Origin of the sequence: Variovorax sp. CCNWLW235 (assembly GCF_037204085.1) — a bacterium.
Lineage (GTDB): Bacteria > Pseudomonadota > Gammaproteobacteria > Burkholderiales > Burkholderiaceae_C > Variovorax.
Genome location: NZ_JBBCBW010000024.1, coordinates 1 through 22173 on the forward strand (window position 1 = coordinate 1; position 22173 = coordinate 22173).

Annotated in this window: 16 protein-coding genes; 6 read left to right on the forward strand and 10 right to left on the reverse strand. The window is 66.1% G+C overall.

Annotation, left to right across the window (positions count from 1 at the left end; translation table 11 throughout):
* Positions 1-146: 146 nt before the first annotated feature.
* Positions 147-1640, forward strand: coding sequence for a glycerol kinase GlpK (gene glpK, locus V9L21_RS21765; protein ID WP_337314971.1), 1494 nt, complete (start codon positions 147-149; stop codon positions 1638-1640).
* Positions 1641-1661: 21 nt separating this feature from the next.
* On the opposite strand, the gene V9L21_RS21770 is transcribed toward glpK, so the two are convergent.
* The 5 genes from V9L21_RS21770 to V9L21_RS21790 all read right to left on the reverse strand — a co-directional run bounded on the left by V9L21_RS21770 (position 1662) and on the right by V9L21_RS21790 (position 8403).
* Entirely contained in the window at positions 1662-2297 is a 636-nt protein-coding gene (locus V9L21_RS21770; protein WP_337314972.1) for a hypothetical protein, read from the reverse strand.
* Positions 2298-2311: 14 nt separating this feature from the next.
* The gene (locus tag V9L21_RS21775) at positions 2312-3226 is read right to left on the reverse strand and encodes a hypothetical protein (RefSeq protein ID WP_337314973.1); all 915 of its coding nucleotides are present in this window, start codon (positions 3224-3226) and stop codon (positions 2312-2314) included.
* 143 nt (positions 3227-3369) lie between these two features.
* Complete coding sequence (locus tag V9L21_RS21780; RefSeq protein ID WP_157614652.1) at positions 3370-4326, reverse strand: alpha-E domain-containing protein; 957 nt, start codon at positions 4324-4326, stop codon at positions 3370-3372.
* Positions 4327-4370: 44 nt separating this feature from the next.
* Positions 4371-5870 (reverse strand): circularly permuted type 2 ATP-grasp protein, encoded by a 1500-nt coding sequence (locus V9L21_RS21785; RefSeq protein WP_157614653.1) that lies wholly within the window; start codon positions 5868-5870, stop codon positions 4371-4373.
* Positions 5871-5961: 91 nt separating this feature from the next.
* Positions 5962-8403 (reverse strand): DNA internalization-related competence protein ComEC/Rec2, encoded by a 2442-nt coding sequence (locus V9L21_RS21790; protein WP_337314974.1) that lies wholly within the window; start codon positions 8401-8403, stop codon positions 5962-5964.
* Positions 8404-8543: 140 nt separating this feature from the next.
* Between V9L21_RS21790 and V9L21_RS21795 the strand changes: the two genes are divergently transcribed.
* The 5 genes from V9L21_RS21795 to V9L21_RS21815 all read left to right on the forward strand — a co-directional run bounded on the left by V9L21_RS21795 (position 8544) and on the right by V9L21_RS21815 (position 17221).
* Positions 8544-12071 (forward strand): transglutaminase family protein, encoded by a 3528-nt coding sequence (locus V9L21_RS21795; RefSeq protein WP_337314975.1) that lies wholly within the window; start codon positions 8544-8546, stop codon positions 12069-12071.
* Between the two features lie 83 nt (positions 12072-12154).
* Positions 12155-14908: a circularly permuted type 2 ATP-grasp protein gene (locus V9L21_RS21800; protein ID WP_337314976.1), complete on the forward strand. Its 2754-nt coding sequence runs from the start codon at positions 12155-12157 to the stop codon at positions 14906-14908.
* A gap of 29 nt (positions 14909-14937) precedes the next feature.
* On the forward strand, positions 14938-15747 hold the full coding sequence (locus tag V9L21_RS21805) for a basic amino acid ABC transporter substrate-binding protein (protein WP_337314977.1): 810 nt from the start codon (positions 14938-14940) through the stop codon (positions 15745-15747).
* Positions 15748-15773: 26 nt separating this feature from the next.
* Positions 15774-16766, forward strand: coding sequence for a transglutaminase family protein (locus tag V9L21_RS21810; RefSeq protein WP_337314978.1), 993 nt, complete (start codon positions 15774-15776; stop codon positions 16764-16766).
* Positions 16763-17221: a RidA family protein gene (locus V9L21_RS21815; RefSeq protein ID WP_055805376.1), complete on the forward strand. Its 459-nt coding sequence runs from the start codon at positions 16763-16765 to the stop codon at positions 17219-17221. Before V9L21_RS21810 ends, V9L21_RS21815 begins: the two co-directional genes overlap by 4 nt.
* Before the next feature lie 325 nt (positions 17222-17546).
* Here V9L21_RS21815 and V9L21_RS21820 read toward each other — a convergent pair whose 3' ends face one another.
* The 5 genes from V9L21_RS21820 to V9L21_RS21840 form a co-directional block, all read right to left on the reverse strand.
* Entirely contained in the window at positions 17547-18572 is a 1026-nt protein-coding gene (locus tag V9L21_RS21820) for a LacI family DNA-binding transcriptional regulator (RefSeq protein WP_337314979.1), read from the reverse strand.
* Between the two features lie 139 nt (positions 18573-18711).
* The gene (locus V9L21_RS21825; protein WP_337314980.1) at positions 18712-19695 is read right to left on the reverse strand and encodes a 2-hydroxyacid dehydrogenase; all 984 of its coding nucleotides are present in this window, start codon (positions 19693-19695) and stop codon (positions 18712-18714) included.
* Positions 19696-19697: 2 nt separating this feature from the next.
* A complete protein-coding gene (locus V9L21_RS21830) occupies positions 19698-20651 on the reverse strand; it encodes a sugar kinase (protein WP_337314981.1) in 954 nt (317 codons plus the stop codon).
* Between the two features lie 6 nt (positions 20652-20657).
* Entirely contained in the window at positions 20658-21401 is a 744-nt protein-coding gene (locus tag V9L21_RS21835) for a sugar phosphate isomerase/epimerase family protein (protein ID WP_337314982.1), read from the reverse strand.
* A complete protein-coding gene (locus V9L21_RS21840) occupies positions 21401-22156 on the reverse strand; it encodes an amino acid ABC transporter ATP-binding protein (protein ID WP_281146582.1) in 756 nt (251 codons plus the stop codon). Before V9L21_RS21840 ends, V9L21_RS21835 begins: the two co-directional genes overlap by 1 nt.
* Positions 22157-22173: the final 17 nt, after the last annotated feature.

The window sequence follows — 22173 nt, forward strand, 5'->3', positions numbered from 1 at the left end:
AATAAAGGAGGAGGGGCGCAGCCCCGGGGGACATTCGCGGAGGGGAGTACCCGGTGGCCTTTGCACACGCCCCGAAACAGCGGCGCGAAAACGACAGCCTCAAGAACACAAGTCGCATTGACCAGACTCCAAGGAACACCCAAGCCATGACCTACCTGTTAGCACTAGACCAGGGCACTTCGAGCTCCCGCAGCATCGTGTTCGACCGCGAAGGCCACATCGTTGCCATCGCGCAGAAGGAGCTCACGCAGATCTATCCGCAGCCCGGCTGGGTAGAACACGACCCAATGGAAATCTGGCACAGCCAACTGGCCACCGCGCGCGAAGTGCTCGTCAAGGCCAAGCTCCAGCCAGCGGACATTCATGCCATTGGCATTACCAACCAGCGCGAAACCACCGTGCTGTGGAACCGCAAGACCGGCCAGCCCGTGCACCACGCCATCGTGTGGCAAGACCGGCGCGCCGAGCCGCTGTGCGCAAAGCTGCGCGACGAAGGCATGACCGGCACCATCCAGGAGAAGACCGGGCTGGTCATCGATGCGTATTTTTCGGGCACCAAGTTGCGCTGGCTGCTGGACAACGTGCCCGGCGCACGCGCGCAGGCCGAGCGTGGCGAACTCGCCTTCGGCACCGTCGACAGCTGGCTCATGTGGCAGCTTACCGGCGGCAAGGTGCACGTGACCGACGTGAGCAACGCCTCGCGCACCATGCTCTTCAACGTGCACAGCAATGAGTGGGATGCCGACCTCCTCAAGGCGCTCTACATTCCCGCCGCGCTCATGCCCAAGGTGCAACCATCGAGCTCTCACTTTGCAGACACCGACGAGGCACTGCTCGGCCGCGCCCTGCCCATCGGCGGTGTGGCCGGCGACCAGCAAAGCGCCCTCTTCGGCCAAGCGTGCTTCGCAGCCGGCATGGCCAAGAACACCTACGGCACCGGCTGCTTCCTGCTCATGCACACAGGCGCGGCGTTCCAGCCCTCGCACAACGGCCTGCTCGTCACCAGCGCCGCACAAACCGACGCTACGCCGCAGTACGCCATGGAAGGCAGCGTCTTCGTCGGCGGCGCCGTGGTGCAGTGGCTGCGCGACGGGCTCAAGGCCATCAAGGGCAGCGCCGAAGTGCAGTCGCTCGCCGAAAGCGTGCCCGACGCCGGCGGCGTGATGATGGTGCCGGCCTTCACCGGCCTTGGCGCGCCCTACTGGAACGCCGACGCCCGCGGCACCATCACCGGCCTGACGCGCGGAACCACCGTGGCGCACATTGCCCGCGCCGCGCTCGAAAGCATCGCCTACCAGAGCGCAGCACTGCTGCAGGCCATGAGCCGCGATGCGGTCGCCGCCGGCGGCACGCCCGTGGCCGAGCTGCGGGTGGACGGCGGCGCCAGCGTGAACGACCTGCTGATGCAGTTCCAGGCCGACCTGCTCGGCATTCCCGTGGTGCGGCCTGAAGTGATCGAGACCACGGCGCTGGGCGCCGCTTATCTCGCAGGCTTGTCGACGGGCGTCTACAGCGACGCACGCCAGTTGTCGAAGCTTTGGAAGGTGGAGCGGCGCTTCATGCCGACCATGGGCCGCGCGCAGGCCGAGGAATCGATGGCGCGCTGGGAGCGCGCGGTGCGGCAGGCGACGGCGAACTGAGCGCCGCCGCTTCGGCACCTTCTATTTCTTGGTGACTTCCTCGGGCCCGGAGTAGGTGTACGACTCCACTTTTTGACCTTTGCACAGTGATTGCAAGTCGCGCGCGACTGCTGGCAGAAGATTATTCAAGCCGTAGTTCAGCGTCGTCACGTACTCCGAATCCGCGCCCCACATGTTGGACTTGTCGCCATGGGCCCGGTAGTACTTCTCTTGCAGCATCCCGTTGCGGTCGATGAACTGCGCCTTGAGCGCCACCATGCTGAAAATCTTGACACTGAGGTGCCAGGTATAGGCACGGGTCACGCTGGTCTTGACCGTAATGCCCGATGCCGGCGGCTCCAGACTTCTGGTTTCGTCGACCACATAGCCGTAATCCTTGAGAGCCAGCAGGCCGTCCGCCACCCAACGGCTGATGTCACCGGCAAGGAGCGCCCCGCTGCCTGACTGTCCGATGGTTTCCTTGTTCTGACGAGCATCTTCCGTGAGCACGATGTGTACTGGGCAAGTGCTTTGGTACGGCTGAAGCGCGTAGTTCTCGCGTGCGCTCCGGTCGTATTTCATGTCGACTTTCGAGCCATAGTCGGTGGTGGTTGCAGACACAGCGGACGCAATGCCGAACAGCAGCGCCCCAAAGGCCGTGAAGATGTACTTGTTCATGTTTGCCTCTGCGATCACTTGGCCGCGGTCGTGCTGCCAGAAGCACTTGTCCTGGGCAGCGAGTAAAGCTTCTGATCGCTGGCAAGCAGAATCGCACGGGCCTCGCCGTTCTTGACGACCTGGCCCTTCAGCTTTGTGGTGATTACACCGTTGTTGAAGGAAAACTCTTGAATGCCTTCTGCTTTGGCCGCTGGCTCCGCCGCCACGTCGAGGTCGATCATCGCCATGCGAAGAGTCTCGGTGATCGACTCGCGCATGGTGCTGCGAAACAGGGCCGCGTTGTCCGCTCCCCATATGTCCAGCGATTTTCTGCCTCCCGTGCCTACGGATTGCGATTGAAAGTAGAGCACGCTGCGCTGGATCGGCATGTTCATTCCGCCGGAAGAGCTCGGGCTGTCCGATCGGGTCCACATGGACACTTGCGACTCGGCATCAAGATTCCGGAAATCGGCTGTCAATGAATATCGCGGATAGATCAGGAGCAAAGCTTGCCCGGACGGAAGCTGGCTGCGCAGTTTGGCAAGAATGTCCATGTTCAAGGCGCGCGGCGTGGTGGTGACCGTAGCTACCTTGATCTGATAGTTGGCCAACTCGCTGCGGATCGCTTCGTTGAACTCCTTTCGGTAATCCACATCCTCGATCACCGTGTAGAACGAGCCCAGCGCTTGTTGCGATTCCTTGACACGGCTATTGGCAATCGACGCATCGATCATCGCGCCGATCAGCCCACCGCCCGAAGCTGCTCCGGCCGTGGGAGCCTGAACAGCAGCGATCACCTCGTCCTGCACCACCACCACGTGGGCTGCAAGTGCAGTGATCTTGCTTCGCTCTTCCGGCTTCAGCCCAATTCGCATGGGCATTGCGCAAGCGCCCAGCAGCAGCGCCATGGAAAACGATATGGAAACGCGCAGCACGCGCGTCGAAAGCATTCGCATTGGTTCCTCCCTGTATCCATCCAAATGTAATAAGGATGATACGGGAGTACTTCAAATCTCCAACACTCTCGCAACCAACTGTACCCCGCACCGCTGCCAAAGCGGCCGAGGAACTATGGCGCCGGCTCAGCCTTGGCTCAGTGCGCCGGCACCAGGAAGTCCTGGCTGATGCGACCGCCCAACTCGTTCACCCGGTCGAGGAACTGCGTGAGATAGGCATGCAGCCCGGTCGCCAGGATTTCGTCGACCCGCGCGTATTGCAGATCGGCCAGCAGCTTGCCGGCGCGGCGCTGGGTTTCGGCGCTCTGCTCGTTCTGCACCTTGGCAAGGTTGTTCACCACCTCGACCAAGCTCGCGTGCAGCGAACGCGGCATGTCGGCGCGAAGAATGAGCAGCTCGGCCACGCGCTCGGGCTTGATCACGTCGCGGTACACCTTGCGGTACACCTCGAAGGCCGAGACGCTGCGCAAAATGGCGCTCCAGTGATAGAAGTCGTACTCCTGGTCTTCCTCTGTGGCGGTGCCGAAGAATTCGCTGTTGAGGGCGTGAAACTTCACGTCCACCAGCCGCGCGGTGTTGTCGGCGCGCTCCAGAAAGGTGCCCAGGCGCGAGAAGTAAAAGGCTTCGTCCTGAAGCATGGTGCCGAGCGTGACGCCGCGCGACAAGTGCGAGCGGAACTTGACCCATTCGAAGAACTGGGCCGGGTCGCGCTCGAAATCTCCGGCGCGCAGCATGCGGTTCACTTCGAGCCAGGTGGTGTTTTGCGTTTCCCACGCCTCGGTGGTGAGCGCGCCGCGAACCGCGCGTGCGTTTTCGCGTGCCGCCTTCAGGCAGGAGACGATCGAAGACGGATTGCTCTCGTCCTTGACCATGAACTCCATCACCTCGTTGGGCGTGATCTGCTCGTATTTCTTGTTGTACGAAGGCAGCAGCTCGCTGATGGACAGCACGCCCTGCCAGCCGTACTTGGCCACTTCGGCCGACTGGGGTAAGAGCGAGGTCTGGTAGTTGACGTCGAGCATGCGCGCGGTGTTTTCCGCGCGCTCGGTGTAGCGCGACATCCAGTAGAGGTGATCGGCAGTGCGTGACAGCATTCTTGTTCTCCTGATTCCTTGCTTTGCTTGCTTGCCTGCTGCGCTCAGGCCGACTGCGATTGACTTTGCGATTGCGCGGCCTTGGGCTTGGCGCCGCGGTCCGCCTCGAGGATCCAGGTGTCCTTGGTGCCGCCGCCCTGCGACGAGTTGACCACCAGCGAGCCCTCCTTGAGCGCCACGCGTGTGAGGCCGCCAGGCACCATCTGCACTTCCTTGCCGGAGAGCACGAAGGGCCGCAGGTCGATGTGGCGCGGCGCAATGCCAGCGTCCACGAAGGTGGGCGACGTGGAAAGGCTCAGCGTCGGCTGCGCGATGTAGCCGTCGGGCTTTGCGATCACGGCCTTCTTGAACTCTTCGATTTCGGCCACCGTGGCAGCCGGGCCGATCAGCATGCCGTAGCCGCCGGCGCCGTGCACCTCCTTTACGACCAGGTCCTTCATGTTGTCGAGCGTGTATTGAAGCTCGTCCTTGTTGCGGCACATGTAGGTGGGCACGTTCTTCAGAATCGGCTGCTCGCCGAGATAGAACTCGACCATCTTGGGCACGTAGGGGTAGATCGACTTGTCGTCGGCCACGCCTGTACCCACCGCATTGCAGATGACGACGTTGCCTTCGCGATAAGCGCGCATCAGGCCCGCGCAACCGAGCGTGGACGTGGGGCGGAACACCTCGGGGTCCAGAAAATCGTCGTCGACGCGGCGATAGATCACGTCCACGCGCTTCGGCCCGCGCGTGGTGCGCATGTAGACGAAGTCGTCCCGCACGAAGAGGTCTTGCCCCTCGACCAGTTCAACGCCCATTTGCTGCGCGAGAAAGGCGTGCTCGAAGTAGGCGCTGTTGTACATGCCCGGCGTCAGCACGACCACGGTGGGCTCGGCCGTCGCAGGCGGCGCGCTGGCGCGCAGCGTTTCGAGCAGCAGGTCGGGGTAGTGCGCGACGGGCGCAATGCGGTTCTGGTTGAACAGCTCGGGAAAGAGCCGCATCATCATCTTGCGGTTTTCGAGCATGTAGCTCACGCCGCTGGGCACGCGCAGGTTGTCTTCGAGCACGTAGTACTCGCCGTTGCCCTGCGCGTCGGGCGCGCGGACGATGTCGATGCCCGAAATGTTGGAGTAGACGTTGTGCGGCACGTTCACACCCATCATCTCGGGGCGGAACTGCGCGTTGTTCAGGATCTGCTCAGCCGGAATGATGCCGGCCTTGATGATTTCCTGGTCGTGGTAGACGTCATGCAAGAAGCGGTTGAGCGCCGTCACGCGCTGCACCAGCCCTTTTTCCATGCTCTCCCACTCGTGGGCGGGAATGATGCGCGGCAGCAGGTCGAACGGAATGAGGCGCTCGGTACCCGAACCGTCTTCGTCCTTGGCGCCGTACACCGCAAAGGTGATACCGACCCGGCGAAAGATCATTTCCGCCTCTTCGCGCCGCGCCCGCATGACCTCGCCGGGCTGCTTTGCAAGCCATTGGTCGTAGCGCTTGTAGTGCTGCCTGATTGCAGACCCCGCATAGGGCAACTGCTCATACATCTCATCGAATTTGTGCATGGAACGACCAATCTCCTTGAGCCATAGCTTAGCAAGTTCGAGGCCAGTGAAAGCCCTATGTTGGCGCGGATTCCGCCCCGTGGGCCGCTTTTCAGGGCAGGCGGTGATGCCAATAACGGGCGTTGCGCTCCCTTTCGCAGCCAACCTCTTCAGGTGCCTGGCTGCGCCATAGCGCGGCGCCGCAGGGCACGTTTTCGACGAGCCGCACGCCGTGTGCCGCATAGCGCTCGACCACCTCGCGGGCCGGATGGCCGAAGCGGTTGCGGTAGCCCGCCTGGACCAGCGCAATGCGCGGGCGCACCGCCTCGAGCAGCGCCGCGCTCGACGAAGTTTTGCTGCCGTGATGCGGTGCGAGCAGCACGTCGGCGCGAAGCTCCGGGGTTCGCGCGACCAAGGCAGCCTCTTGCAGGCGTTCGATGTCGCCGGCCAGCAGCACCGTGGCGCGGCCGTTCGCGATGCGCAGCACGCACGAAATGGCGTTGGGCTTGGTGAAAAAAAGATAGTCGGTCGGCGCGGGATGGAGAATTTCGAAATCCACCCCATCCCAGGTCCAGCGCTGGCCCGCTTCGCAGCGCCTGTTCGGGCGAACTGCCTGCAGCGGATGGGTGGCTTCGATCGAACTCAAGACTTCGGCCTGAGGCTGCATCGCGAGCACCGCGGCCGCGCCGCCGGTGTGGTCGCTGTCGCGGTGGCTCAGCACAAGCATGTCCAGCCGCTCGCCCAAGGCCCGCAGCAATGGCACCAGCACGCGATGGCCGGCGTCGCTCTCCAGGCTGTAGCGCGGGCCAGCGTCGTACAGCAGGCTGTGCGTTGCGGTGCGCACGAGAACCGCGTTTCCCTGGCCGATGTCGGCCGCAAGCAGTTCGAACTGCCCGGCGGCCGGCCGGGGCGTCTGCCACAACAGCACAGGCAACAGAAGCGGCACGCCGAGCAAACGCAGCGACCACGGCAGGCGCATGGCCAGCAGCACGCCGCCCGCCACACCGAAGCCGGCCATCCACGTTGGGGGAGCAGCCATCGACAGCGTGGCATAGGGCAAGGCGGCAAGCCACTTCAGCAGCACAGCCAGCGCCTGCACGGCCCACGCGGCAAGGTCCCAAAGAGGCGCCACGAGGGCGCCCAGCATGGCCAACGGCGTGATCACGAGCGTTACCCACGGAATAGCGACGGCGTTGGCCAGCAAGCCCACCACCGACACCTGCTGGAAGAGCAGCAGGCTCAGCGGGGTAAGGGCCAGCGTGATCACCCATTGCTCGCGAAAAAACGCCAGCAGCCGGAGCGATGGCCCGGTCGTCTCGCCGGCGGGCCTCATGAAGCCGGTCGTGAACAGCACGCCGACCGCGACGAAGCTGAGCCAGAAGCCCGCCTGCATCAGCGCCCAGGGGTCGACAGCCACCACCACCGCCGCAATCAACAGCCACACGTGCGGCCACGGCCAGCGCCGCCCGCTGAGCCGCAGCAGCGCCGCCGTGGCCAGCATCCAGACCGTGCGCTGGGAAGGCACGCCCCAGCCGCTGAAGAGCGCATAGAGCCCCGCGAGCAGCACGCCGCCGACGAGTGCAGCCTGCGGCGCGGGAAAGCGCAGCATGAGCCGCACGCTGCGCCGCCACGCCGCCCCTACCGCATGCGCGGCAAGCCAGGCGAACATGGTGATGTGCAGGCCCGAGATCGACATCAGGTGCGCAACCCCGGTCGCGCGAAAAACGTCCCAGTCGCTGCGGTCGATGGCGCCCTGGTCACCGGTGACGAGCGCGGCAATCACGCCTGCCTGCCGCGCATCCGCCACGCGTTCGAACACGGCGTCACGCACAGCTTCGCGCGCACGTTCGAGCGGGTGCAGCCATGTGGATTGAAGAAGTACCGGCGCGGCATCGCGGGCGCCGGTTCGCACATAGCCGCTGGCGCGCACGCCCTGCTCCCACATCCACAGCTCATTGTCGAAACCATGCGGATTGAGGTTGCCGTGCGGCGCCTTCAGCCGCACCGTCAGGCGCCAGCGTTCACCCGCATGCAGCGGGGCGGCGTCAGCCGTTGCGCCGGCACGCCCTTCCGGCGCGCGCCCCCATAGGCTGGTGTCGTCGCGATACCAGCCGAGCGCAATGCGCGCCGGCACACGAACCGAGGTTTCAATGCGCCCGTCGGCCCAGCGTGCTGATTCGACATCGAGCCGGAAACGCGTGCCGCCTTCGTTGTGCTGGGGCATTTGCGCCACCACGCCGGTCACCTGGAGATCGCGCCCTTCGAGGGCCGGGTCCAATGCGCCATTCGCGTAGGCCACCGCCCGCCATCCGGCAAGGCCGCCCCCGGCGAATGCGCCGCAGGCCAGGGCAACGAGCATCGGCAAACAAGACGTTCGCCGCCTGAAGAGCACAACCAATCCCGCAAGCCCCGCGAAGAGCAAGGCCGCATAGAACGCCGCGTTCCAAAGCCGCGCCTGATGCAGCTGCAACGCCGCGCCGAACAAGGTTCCACCCAGCGCAGCAAAGGCCCACGATCCGGCCGCGGCGCCGCCCGACGCCCTTGCGCGCGTCAACGGCAAACTCCAGAACACACGATGCAAGCCCTCCCCGGACCCACGCTCAATGGCGCGTTAATTGCTTGGTATCTGGGCTAGTATGCGTCTCACAAGAGACATCTTTTCGATGCAATCTCGCAGTACTGCACACAAAACGCATGTCCATTCACGCCGCACTCCACCACGTCACCCACTACAAATACGACCGCCTGGTGCAGTTGGGCCCGCAGGTCGTGCGCTTGCGTCCCGCGCCGCATTGCCGCAGCAACGTCATCTCGTATTCGCTCATGGTCGAGCCGGCCGAGCACTTCGTCAACTGGATGCAGGACCCGTTCGCCAACTACCAGGCGCGGCTCGTGTTTCCCGAGAAGACGCGCGAGTTCAAGGTCACGGTCGACCTGGTGGTCGAAATGGCGGTCTACAACCCGTTCGACTTCTTCCTCGAGCCCCAGGCCGAGAACTTTCCGTTCAAGTACACCGCCTCGCAGGCCGAAGAACTCGCGCCTTACCTGGTCACTGAAGAAGCCACGCCTCTCGTTTCGGCCTACCTCGACAAGATCGACCGCAAGGAGCAGCGCACCATCGACTTCCTGGTCGGCCTCAACCAGCAGGTCCAGAAAGACGTCAACTACCTGATCCGCATGGAGCCCGGCGTGCAGACGCCGGAAGAAACGCTCACCAACGGCAGCGGCTCGTGCCGTGACTCGGGCTGGCTGCTGGTGCAGCTGCTGCGCCATTGCGGACTGGCGGCGCGTTTCGTTTCGGGCTACCTGATCCAGCTGACCCCCGACGTGAAGGCGCTCGACGGCCCGAGCGGCACCACGGTCGACTTCACCGACCTGCACGCCTGGTGCGAAGTGTTCCTGCCGGGCGCGGGCTGGGTCGGCCTGGACGCCACCTCGGGCCTCATGGCCGGCGAAGGCCACATTCCGCTCGCCTGCACGCCCACGCCTTCGAGCGCGGCGCCCATCGAAGGCGGCGTCGACGAATCGGAGGTCGAGTTCGGCCATGAAATGAAGGTCACGCGCATCTACGAATCGCCGCGCGTCACCAAGCCCTACACCGAAGAGCAATGGGCCGAAGTGCTCGCGCTCGGCGACGCGGTCGATGCGCGCCTGAAAGCCGGCGACGTGCGGCTCACCATGGGCGGCGAGCCGACCTACGTGGCCACCAGCGACCGCGACGCGCCCGAGTGGAACACCGATGCGCTCGGCCCCACCAAGCGCGGCTATGCCACCGAGCTCGTCCACCGGCTGCGCGCCGAATACGGCGAGGGCGGCTTTCTCCATTTCGGCCAAGGCAAGTGGTACCCGGGCGAGCAGTTGCCGCGCTGGGCGCTGTCGATCTTCTGGCGTGCCGACGGCCAGACGCTCTGGCACAACCCCGAGCTCTTTGCCGACGAGCGCGTGCCCACGCACTACACGAGCGAAGACGCGCGCCGCTTCACCACCGTGCTGGCGCACAAGCTCGGCATTACCGAGCGCTACGTCCAGCCTGGCTACGAAGACGTCTACTACTACCTGTGGCGCGAACGCCGCCTGCCGGTGAATGTCGATCCCTTCGAATCGAAGCTCGACGACGAACTCGAGCGCGTTCGCCTGCGCCGCGTGTTCACGCAAAAGCTCGACGCAGTCATCGGCTACATGCTGCCGCTCGAGCCCGGCAACGCCGATGCCGATGCGCCCGCACTCGCAGGCCCGGGCTGGAAAACCGGCCCCTGGTTCCTGCGCGACGACCGGCTCTATCTGATTCCGGGCGATTCGCCCATGGGCTACCGGCTGCCGCTCGATTCGCAGCCCTGGGCCAGCAAGGGCGACTATCCCTACCTCGTCGAGCGCGACCCGACCGCGCCGCGCGCCGCGCTGCCCACTTCGGCCGACTACCGCGCGCGCTACGCCGTGCCTGCCGGTGGTGCAACGGGCGCCGACCTTGGCGCCGTGCCCTACGACTTTGGTGCCCCGCCCGTGGTGCCCGCGGCCTTGCGCATGCAGTCGCCCGGCGCCAGCGCAGCCACGAGCGGCGATGCGGCAAGCGGCGATGCAGCCGAAGCCGCAGACCGCTCTGCAAACCCGGCCACCCGCCAGCCCCTGCGCGGCGAGTCAGCCCATTGGGTCACGCGCACCGCGCTGTGCGTCGAAGTGCGCGACCCGCGCCGCGCCAACGGCCCCGCGGCCGAGAAAAAGGGCAGCGCCTCGGGCGTGCTGTACGTCTTCATGCCGCCGCTCGCGCGGCTGGAAGACTATCTCGACCTGGTCGCGGCCGTCGAAGCCACGGCCGAGCAGCTCGGCATGCGCATCGTGATGGAAGGCTATCCGCCGCCGCGCGACCCGCGCCTGAAAATGCTGGCCGTCACCCCGGACCCGGGCGTGATCGAGGTCAACATCCACCCGGCCCACAACTGGAAGGAACTGGTCGACCACACCGAGTTTCTCTACAACGCCGCCTTCGAAACCCGCCTGTCGGCCGAGAAGTTCATGACCGACGGCCGCCACACCGGCACCGGCGGCGGCAACCACTTTGTGATGGGCGGCGCCACGCCGGCCGATAGCCCCTTCCTGCGCCGACCCGAGCTGCTGGCCAGCCTGCTGCTCTACTGGCACAACCATCCCTCGCTGAGCTACCTGTTCTCGGGCATGTTCATCGGCCCGACCAGCCAGGCGCCCCGCGTGGACGAAGCGCGCAACGACCAGGTCTACGAGCTTGAAATCGCCCTGAAGGAAATCGCGCGAAACCGCGAAATCCACGGCCAGAACATGCCGGCCTGGCTGGTCGACCGCACGCTGCGCAACATCCTGATCGACGTGTCGGGCAACACGCACCGGAGCGAGTTCTGCATCGACAAGCTCTACTCGCCCGATTCGAGCACCGGCCGACTCGGCCTGCTCGAACTGCGCGCCTTCGAAATGCCGCCGCATGCGCGCATGAGCATTGCGCAGCAGCTGCTGATCCGCGCCCTGGTCGCGCGCTTCTGGGACGACCCGTACAAGGCGCCCGTCACGCGCTGGGGCACCGAGCTGCACGACCGCTTCCTGCTGCCGACCTTCGTCAAGATGGACTTCGACGACGTGATCAGCGAGATGCGACAGGCCGGGTTTGCGTTCGATGTCGACTGGTTTGCGCCGCACTTCGAGTTCCGCTTTCCGCTGGTGGGCCAGGTGCAGGCCATGGGCGTGGAGCTTTCGCTGCGCAACGCGCTGGAGCCTTGGCATGTGATGGGCGAAGAAGGCTCGGCGGGTGGCACCGTGCGCTATGTCGATTCGTCGCTCGAGCGCATCGAGGTGCGCGTGACCGGGCTGAACGAAAGCCGCCACGTGATCACCGTCAATGGCAAGGTGCTGCCGCTGCAGCCGACCGGCACCGTGGGCGAATTCGTCGCGGGTGTGCGCTACAAGGCGTGGAACCCGCCTTCGGCGCTGCATCCGAGCATCGGCGCCCACGCGCCGCTCACCTTCGACATCGTCGACACCTGGATGAAGCGCTCGCTGGGCGGCTGCCAGTACTACGTGGCCCACCCGGGCGGACGCAACTACGACACCCTGCCTGTGAACGCCTATGAGGCGGAAAGCCGCCGCATGTCGCGTTTTGCGCGCATGGGCCATACGCCCGGCCTGATGCGCACGCCGCCGGCCACCATCGAGCTCGCGGGCAGCCGCGAATTCCCGTTCACCCTCGATTTGCGGCGGTGAAAGGCCTTAAAGGGACACCAGGGGACATTTAGCACATCGCCCGCCACCTCACCCGGTGACGGCAATGTGACAATCCATCCCCTGTGGAACCTTTGAACGAATCCCTGTTCGACGCCCAGGCGCTGGAATTTCCAGCCGCCCTGGCATCGGCGCTCGCCCCGGCCGCCCTGCCCGGCCACTTCGACGAACTGCGCGGAGAAGCCACGCCCGCAGTGCCGCCGCGCCAGGTCGCCGGCGTAGCCCCGGCGGTGGCCACGCCGCCCGCGCTCTACGATGCGGCGGCCGAGCGGCCCGCGCTTGCGCCGAATCCGTCGCAGGCTCAATCCCAGACGCAGACACAGACCCAGGTTCTTCAGCAGCCGCAGCCCTCCAACGAGAAGCCGCCCCTCACCCCCGCCTGGAACGCCTTCTTCGAACAGCTCGGCCCGGGCGGGTTCGGCGACCTGCCCCGGCGGGCGGTCAACCTGGAGCGGCAGATCCGCGACAACGGCGTTACCTACAACGTCTACGCCGACGCCAACGGTCCGCAGCGCCCGTGGTCGCTCGACCTGTTTCCGCTGATCGTCTCGCCCGAAAGCTGGAACCAGATCGAAACCGGCGTGCTGCAGCGCGTGCGCGTGCTCGACCGCGTCATGGCCGACGTCTATGGCCCGCAGCAACTGCTGAGCGAAGGCCTCCTGCCGCCGGCACTGGTGCGCGGGCACCCCGGCTACCTGCGCGCGCTGCACGGCGTGAAGCCGCCGGGCGACACCTGGCTGCACATTGCGGCCTTCGACCTCGCGCGCGGGCCCGACGGCAACTGGTGGGTCGTGTCGCAGCGCACGCAGGCGCCTTCGGGCCTGGGCTATCTGCTCGAAAACCGGCTTGCCATCACGCGCCAGTTTCCCCAAGCCTTCGAGGCGCTGCACGTGCAGCGCCTTGCCGCCACCTACAGCGCCATGATGGACGGCCTGCAGCGCATGTGCCCGGCCGGCGTGCCGCCGCACATCGCGCTGCTCACCCCCGGCCCCTACAACGAAACCTACTTCGAGCACGCGTACCTGGCGCGCTATCTCGGCGTGACGCTGGTCGAGGGCAGCGACCTCACGGTGCGCGACCAGCGGCTGTACCTCAAGACATTGCAGGGCCTGCGCCCGGTGCACGGGCTCATCAAGCGGCTGGACGACCAGTTCCTCGATCCGCTCGAACTGCGGCCGGATTCCACGCTGGGCGTGCCGGGCCTGCTGCAGGCCATTCGGGCCGGCAACGTGCTGGTGGCCAACATGCCGGGTTCGGCGTTTCTCGAATCCCCCGCGCTCCTGGGCTTCTTGCCAGGCCTCGCGCGTCGCCTCATCGGCGAAAAGCTCAAGCTGCCGGCGCTGCCGACCTGGTGGTGCGGCGAGCGTGCCGCGCTCGAGGCCGTGCTGCCGCAACTGGGCGAATGCGCCATCAAGCCGACTTACCCCGGGTTCGACGGGCAGACCAGCTTCGACGCGGTGCTCGGCAGCGAACTGAGCCGCCGCCAGCTCGACGAATGGGCCGGCCGCATCGTGCGCGACGGCGAAGCCCACACCATCCAGAGCTACTTGCCGCTGTCGCAGATGCCCACCTGGGCCAATGACCTGGGGCCGGGCCACATTGCGCCGCGCGCGGTGCTGCTGCGCGTGTTCGCGGTGAGCGACGGCGCGCAGTCGTGGCGCGTGCTGCCCGGCGGGCTGGCACGGCTTGCAGGCCGCGATGCGCAGATCGCCTCCATGCAGCGCGGCGGCAGCAGTGCCGACGTATGGGTGCAAACGCACGGCGAAGTCGACCGCACCACGCTGCTGCAGCCGCATGCCACGCCGGCTTCGCTCGCGCGGCACCGCGCGCCAGTCACCAGCCGTGCGGCCGAGAACATGTTCTGGCTCGGCCGCTATACCGAGCGGGCGGAAAACGCGGTGCGCCTCGCGCGCCTCACGCTCAACCTGCTGGGCAGCGAAGACCAGTCTTCGCGCCCGCTGCTCGACTGGCTGCATCGCATGGCCTTGCGCAATGCGCTGGTGCCGGCGGGGGTGCCCAGTGCGCCGCAATCGCGCCGGGTGTTCGAACGCGCGCTGATTGCCGAACTCGGCGATGTGGAGCGCGGCGGCAGCGTGGGCTTCAGTTTGCGCTGCATCCGGCAGGCCGCCGCCGCCGTGCGCGAGCGGCTCTCGCAAGACAACTGGAACCAGATCGTTCGCGCCGAAGCCGAATTTCTGCGGCGCGCGGCCGAGCAGGCCGGCGAAGGCAGCTTTGCCACCGGCGCCGCATTGCGCGCGCTTGAATCCGCAAGCACCGCATTGGCCGCCATGACCGGGGCACAGACCGACCGCATGACGCGCGACGACGCATGGCGCCTGCTGTCGATCGGCCGCCACATCGAGCGGCTGGGCTTTCTTTCGAACGCGATGGAAGCCGGCTTCGAGAACGGCGCGGTGCACGAGGTCAGCGGCTTCGAAGCCATGGTGGCGCTGTTCGACAGCACCATCACCTTTCACGCCCGCTACCAGCAGAGGCGCGACGTGGCCACGCTGGTCGACCTGCTGGTGCTCGACGCCGAGAACCCGCGCTCGCTGGCGTGGGTCACGCAAACGCTGCGCGGGCGCATTGCGCGCCTTGCGGGCAGCGCGCCCGGCAAGCTCACTGCACTGTCTTACGAACTGCCCGATCCCGCAAGCTGGACGCTCGAGCATCTTTGCGCGGCAGGCGCGGATGCCGACTACCCCGCACTGGTCCAGCTTCTCGCCAGCTGCGAGACAGCGGCCTACCATGTGTCCGACGCCATCGGCACGCGCTATTTCACGCTCACGTCGGAATCGCTGCGTTCGGTCGGCGCCTGAACACGCCCTTTTTTGAAGGAGGCCGCAACATGCTTGCCAACCGCCGCATCACGTTCACTGCCGCCTTTGCCGCTATTGCGGCACTTGCACTGGCCGGTTGCGGCAAGCAAGAGCCTGTGACCGCCACTACGGCGCCACCTCCGCCGGCGGCAGCCCGGGTGCTGGTGGTCGGCACCGATGCCGCCTACACCCCCTTCGAGTCGCAGAACGAAAAGGGCGAAATCGTCGGTTTCGACATCGACGTGGTCAAGGCGATCGCGGGCAAGGCCGGCTTCGAAGTGAAGTTCGTCAACACACCTTGGGAAGGCATTTTCAACGCGCTCGACCAGGGCGACCGCGACCTGCTGGTGTCGGCCATCACCATCACCGGCGAGCGCCGCCAGACCATGGATTTCTCGAAGCCCTACTTCGAAGCCAGGCAGCTCATCGCGGTCAGGCGCGATGCACAGGTGGCCACGTTCGACGACATCAAGGCCATGAAGGTCGGCGTGCAGAACGGCACCACGGGCGACGAGGTGGTGGGCAAGCTCCAGGGCAAGTCGAGCGGCAACATCAAGCGCTTCGAGTCCACGCCGCTCGCGCTCAAGGAACTAGAAGCCGGCGGCGTACAAGCCGTGATGGCCGACAACGGCGTGGTGGAGCACTACCTTGCCAACAACCCCGGGGGCGGCTTCAAGACAGTGAGCGATGCGGCCTTTCCGGTCGAGCAATACGGCATTGCGGTCAAGAAAGGCAATGCGGAACTCCTGGCCCGGATCAACAAGGGCCTCGACGACATCAAGGCCGACGGCAGCTACGACAAGATCTACGCGGCGCATTTCGGCGGCGCGCCGAAGTAGCCCCAGCTAGCCCCAGCAGGAACCCCATGCTTCTTCATGTCACGCACGAAACCCGCTACGAGTATTCGCCCCCGGTCGAAACGGCTCAGCACCTGGCCCACCTGAAGCCGCTGGCCACCGCGTCGCAGCGGCTGGTGAGCCACAAGCTCGCCATAGAACCCCAACCCGCGCAGCGCAACGAACTACCCGACGTGTACGGCAACACCCGCGCCTTCTTTGCACTCGAGGCCACGCACGACAGCCTCGTGGTCACCGCCGAAAGCGTGGTCGAAACCTCCGAGCCTGTGCTTTCGCCGGCCGTGGCGCGCGACCTGCCATGGGAGGCCGTTCGAGAGCGCTTCCGCTACCGCAAGGACGCCACCTTCGATCCGGCCTCGGAGTTCGTTTTTCCGTCGCCCTACGTGCCCCGCCACGACGACTTTGCGGCCTATGCGCGCGCAAGCTTCGCGCCTGAACGGCCGACCTTCGACGTGGCGATGGACCTCACCGAGCGCATGTACCGCGACTTTGCCTACGAGGCCGACAGCACCGAGATCAGCACCCCTGCGGTCGAAGCGCTCGCGCAGCGCAAGGGCGTGTGCCAGGACTTCGCCCACATCATGATTGCCTGCTTTCGCATGATGGGCCTACCCGCGCGCTACGTGAGCGGCTACCTGCTCACGCAACCGCCACCCGGCCAGCCGCGGCTGGTGGGCGCCGACGCCTCGCACGCGTGGGTATCCGTGTACCTGCCCGGCGAAGGCGACGGCCCCGAGAGCGCCGGTGGCTGGACCGAGTTCGATCCCACCAACGGCCGCCAGCCGGGCGAAGACTACGTCGCGCTCGCCATCGGCCGCGACTATTCCGACGTGTCGCCCATGCGCGGCGTGCTGCACGGCGGCGCGCGCCACACGCTCAAGGTGGGCGTGACGGTGCAACCCATCGAAGAGCTGCGCACGCAGGCGGCGCAAGCGGCGCAGTCACAATCACAGACACAATCGCAAATCCAATCGCACCCCCCGGACAAGGATCTCCAATGAGCGTTTACGACAAGCTTTCCAGCCTCGGTATCACCCTGCCCCCGGTCGCCGCCCCCGCTGCGGCCTATGTGCCCTTCGTGCGCACCGGCAACCTGGTTTTTCTTTCGGGCCATATCGCCAAGAAGGACGGCAAGGTCTGGACCGGCCAGCTCGGCGCCAACATCAGCACAGAAGAAGGCAAACAGGCCGCGCGCGCCATTGCCATCGATCTGCTGGGCACGCTGCACGCGGCCGTGGGCGACCTGAACAAGATCACGCGCATCGTCAAGGTCATGAGCCTGGTCAACTCCGTCGGCACCTTCACGGAGCAGCACCTGGTGACCAACGGCGCCAGCGAGCTGTTTGCCGAAGTGTTCGGCGCCGAGAAGGGCTCGCATGCACGCAGCGCGTTCGGCGTGGCACAGGTGCCGCTGGGCGCCTGCGTCGAGATCGACCTGGTCGCCGAAGTCGGCTGACCGGCTCCAGCGCGGGCAGCCTCAGCCATGAGCGTGCAGGCCCTGCGCTCTTCCTTCGGCAACAACTGCCACTGGTGCGGCTTGCCGATGGATTTTGCGGAGCCTCGCAGCGCCCCTGATTCGGCCACTATCGAGCATCTGAACGATTCGACGCTGGGCGGCGTTCGCAAGCAGAAGCACCGGCGCCTTGCCCACGCCATCTGCAATCACACGCGCAACGAGTTCAAGCTGCAGGCCGAACGAAATTTTCAGCGCTGGATTGCCGAGCGGGTCGAACTCAGCCGCCTCGTTCGCGTCGCGGACCTGGCCGCTGCTGAGCCGGTTGCTATGCCGGCTGAGATGAGCCCCGCACCACCAGCTGCCCCGGCAGCAGCAACTGGCGTGCTGCCACGTCCAGCCCCTGCAGCCGTTCGATCAGGCACGTAGCGGCGCAGCGACCGATGGCGTCCGTGGGCTGTGCCACGGTGCTCAGGCCGGGGCCGATGAGCGAAGCCCACTCCGGGTCGTCGAAGCCGACGAAGCCCAGCTCCTGCCCGAACTGCCATCCCAGGCGCGCCATGGCCTGTGCGACACGCAGCGTGACCACCGCATTGCCCGCGACCACCGCCGCACGGCGCCCGCGCCTTGCGCGCCGATGCAAGGCGCGCAAGGCTTCGTCCAGCGCATCGCTCTCTCCCTCGACGCTTTCGAACACTTCGCCCGCCACGCGCGGTTCGTGCGCGGCCACGCAGGCACCGAAAGCGGCAGTGCGTTCGCGCCGCGAACTCACGCCCTTTTGCGGTTCGGTCACGTAGAGCAGTTCGCGGTAGCCGCCCTCGACCAGATGGCCGCAGGTGTCCCGCATGGCCGAATGGTTGTCGAGCGAGACGAAATCGGTGTGCATGCCGGCATGCCGTCGGTCGACCAGCACCGCGGGCTTGCCGTGCAGCGTGACCGCATCGACCACGTTGCTGCCGCGCCCCAGCGTGTTGAGAATGAAGCCGTCGACCTGGTAGCCCGCAAGCGCATCGATGGCCTCGCGCTCACGTTCGCTCTCGTTGCCAAGGTTGAACAGCATCACCAGGTAGCCCGCGTCCTGGCAGGCCTTCTCGGCCCCGCGCAGCACCGCGACTGAATACGGATTGGTGATGTCGGCCACGATCAGGCCGATGAGGCGCGAGCGACCATGGCTCAGTGCCTGCGCCATGGGGCTGGGCGTGTAGGCCAGCTTGGCGATGGCTGCCTCGACCCGCGCTGCGATGTCGCGGCTCAGGAGGCGTTCGCGGTGGTTGAGAAAACGCGAGACGGTGGCTTTGGAGACGCCCGCTGCCTCGGCGACATCGGCGATGGTGGCGCGCCCGCTCGGATTCATGCGCGCCTCTTACTCCCTCTCCCCCTGGGGAGAGGGTTGGGGTGAGGGCCGGCGGCGATGGCGAGGGTAGCGGTTGCATGATGGCCGACACCCTCACCCCAGCCCTCTCCCCAAGGGGAGAGGGAGCAAGACACCGTGTTCATGCGGCCGCCGTGTCGTACGGCGCGGTCGGCTGCTCGCCGGCCAGCACCTGCAGCAGGTTCGTGGTTGCCAGTTCCGCCATCGCATGCCGCGTCTCATGCGTCGCCGAACCAATGTGCGGCAGCGGCGTCACGCGCGGATGCGTGCGCAGCGGCGAATCGGCCGGCAGCGGCTCTTTCGCGAACACGTCGAGACCGGCGGCGCGCAGCGTGCCATGGTCAAGCGCGTGGAGCAAGGCAGCTTCGTCCACCGTGGCGCCCCGGCCGCCGTTGATGAAAGACGCCCCGGGCTTCATGCGCGCGAAGAAGTCGTCATCGATCATTCCGCGCGTCGCATCCGTCAGCGGCAGCATCGCCAGAACGATGTCCGAACGCGCGAGCAGGTCGTCAAGCGGCGTGTGTATGGCCCGGCCTTGCAACTCCGGCGCCTGCGCGGCCAGGTCGACCGGGCGACGCGAGTAATAGAGCACCGACATGCCGAAACCCAGCGCCGCGCGCCGTGCCACGGCTTGGCCGATGCGGCCGAAGCCCAGAATGCCGAGCGTCTTGCCGTGCACATCGGTGCCGAAAAACTCTTCGCCGATGTTTTTCGTCCAGCGCCCTTCGCGCACGAGGTTCGAGAGCTCGACCACGCGGCGCTGCGTGGCCATCAAAATTGCGAACACCGTGTCGGCCACGGTCTCGGTCAGCACGTCAGGCGTGTGGCACAGCACGATGCCGCGCTTGTGCAGCTCCGCCAGCGGATAGTTGTCGACGCCGACCGATACGCTCGAGATCACCTTGAGCTGGGGCGCCGCATCGAGCAGCGCGGCGTCGATGTTGTAGCTCGAACCGATCAGCCCGTTCGCGGTGCCGAGCGCGGCGCCAAAGGCCTCGGGCTCCTTGCGCGGATCGGCAACGGTCACATGGTGCGCGGCCTGCAGGCGCGCGAGCTGGTCTTCGGGCAGCGCCCTGAAGACAAGCACGTTCTTCTTGTCGGTCATTGTCAGAGTCCTGCTTCTTCGAGTTCGGCGCGCGTCGGCAAGCCTTCGGTATCGCCCAGCACCTGCACCGCGCGTGCGCCAATCCAGGCACCGCGGCGCACGGCCTCGGGCACGCTCTTGCCTTCGAGCAATGCGCTCACTACGCCGGCCGCAAAGCCGTCGCCCGCGCCCACGGTGTCGATCACTTCCTTCACCGGAAAGCCTTCGATGCGTCCGGTGCCCGCCACGTCGCTGTCGTAGTACGCGCCTTCGGAACCGAGCTTGACGACCACCAGCTTCGCACCGCGCTCGCGATAGAAACGCGCCACGTCTTCGGGCTGGGTATGGCCGGTGAGCAGCAGACCCTCTTCGATACCGGGCAGCACCCAGTCGGCACGCGATGCCAGCTCGTTGATCGAGTGGCGCATGGTGTCGGTCGACGGCCACAGCGTCGGCCGCAGGTTGGTGTCGAAAGAGATGGTGCGACCGGCCGCACGCATCACGTCCATCGTCTTCAGCGCGGCCTGCAGGCTGGTGTCGGAAATGGCCGGAAACACGCCCGTGGCATGCAGGTGGCGCGCCGAACGCAGCCAGGCTTCATCGACATCGGCAGGGCCCATGTGGCTCGCGGCCGAGCCCTTGCGGTGGTATTCGACCGGCGGATCGCTGCCGTCGGTGACCCGGCCCTTGAACTGGAAGCCGGTGCGCTGCGCAGGGTCGCAGATCACGTGCGAGCAGTCGATGCCCTCGGCCTTCATCGTTGCAATCAGATAGCGCCCCATCGAGTCGGTGCCCAGCCGGCTGGCCCAGCCCACCTTGAGGCCGAGGCGCGACAGGCCGATGGCCACGTTGGTCTCGGCACCGGCGGTGCGCTTGTAGAACGCCTCTGCGTTTTCCAGCGGGCCGGGCCGGTCGGCCACGAGCAGCAGCATGGCCTCGCCGAACAGGGCAACGTCGAAAGCGGTCGGTTCAGTCATGTATTTCTAGGCTCGCGCGGAGCGGATGAAATCGATTTGCGTGCGTGCGACGGCCAGCAGGTCGTCGCCCATCAGAGGGTATTCGATGGCATGCGGCACATCGGCCGGCAGCGCGCGCAGCACGGCGCGCCATGGCGCGGCCGAGTCGCCGAGCGGCACCGCCACCCACTTGTGCGCCAGGCGCTGCGCGCCCTTGCAATGCACGTAGCGCACGCGATGCGCAAGCGCCTGCGCCGCCTGCAGCGGGCATTCGCCCAGCCAGTGCCAGTTGCCCATGTCGAAGGTCATGCCAAGTTCGACGCCGGCCTTGTCGGCCACGTCGAAGAAGGTCTGCAGCGCGGGCAGCGTGCCGGCGCGTACCGTCTGGTCGTTTTCGATCAGCAGTTCGACACGCGTTTCGGCAAGCTGCACCTTCAGGCCCCAGAGCGACCCGTGCGACGAGGCACGAAAGTCGCCGATCGACATCTTGAGCCGTTTGGCGCCCAGCCTTGTTGCGGCAGCGATGCCGCGCGCCAGTGCGGCGCTGTCGAGCCAGCCGCCCTCGGCCCAGAGCCCTTCGGGGCTGGAATACACCGAAGCAAGCCCTGCCAGTGAAGGCAGTTCCGCATCGGGGTTGCGCAGCATCTCGCCGCGCACCTCGACCGAATCGGCCCCCGCCTCGAGCGCCAGTTGCGAGCACCAGAGCTGGCCATGCCGGCCCACCTCGGCCGCACCGAAGGACGACAGAGAAATGAGTACCTGAAAAGACATCAGTGGGCCTGGTGCGAACTCAGGATCTGGCCGAGGAACTGGCGCGTTTTCTCGTTCTGCGGATTGCTGAAGAATTCTTGCGGCGGCGCCTGTTCGACGATCTTGCCTTCGGCCATGAAGATCACCCGGTCGGCCACGCTGCGCGCAAAGCCCATTTCGTGCGTGACGCACAGCATGGTCATGCCGTCTTCGGCCAGGCCGATCATGGTGTCGAGCACTTCCTTGACCATCTCGGGGTCGAGCGCGGAGGTGGGCTCGTCGAACAGCATGATCTTGGGCGTCATGCACAGCGCGCGCGCAATGGCCACGCGCTGCTGCTGCCCGCCGGAGAGCTGGCTCGGATACTTGTTGGCCTGCTCCGGAATGCGCACGCGCGTGAGGTACTTCATGGCCACCTCTTCCGCCTGCGCCTTGCTCATGCCGCGCGATCGCATCGGCGCGAGCGTGCAGTTTTCCAGGATGGTGAGGTGCGGAAACAGGTTGAACTGCTGAAACACCATGCCCACTTCGGCACGCACCGCATCCACGTTCTTGCCGCCGGCCGTCAGGTCGATGCCGTCGACCACGATGCGGCCCTTCTGCACGGTTTCGAGCCGGTTGATGCAGCGGATGAGCGTGGACTTGCCCGAGCCCGAAGGCCCGCAGATCACGATGCGTTCACCCTGGCGCACCGACAGGTCGATGCCGGTCAACACCTGGAATTCACCGTACCACTTGTTGACCGCTTCCATGCGGATGATCGATTCCGTCGTCATGCCAGGATTCCCTTTTC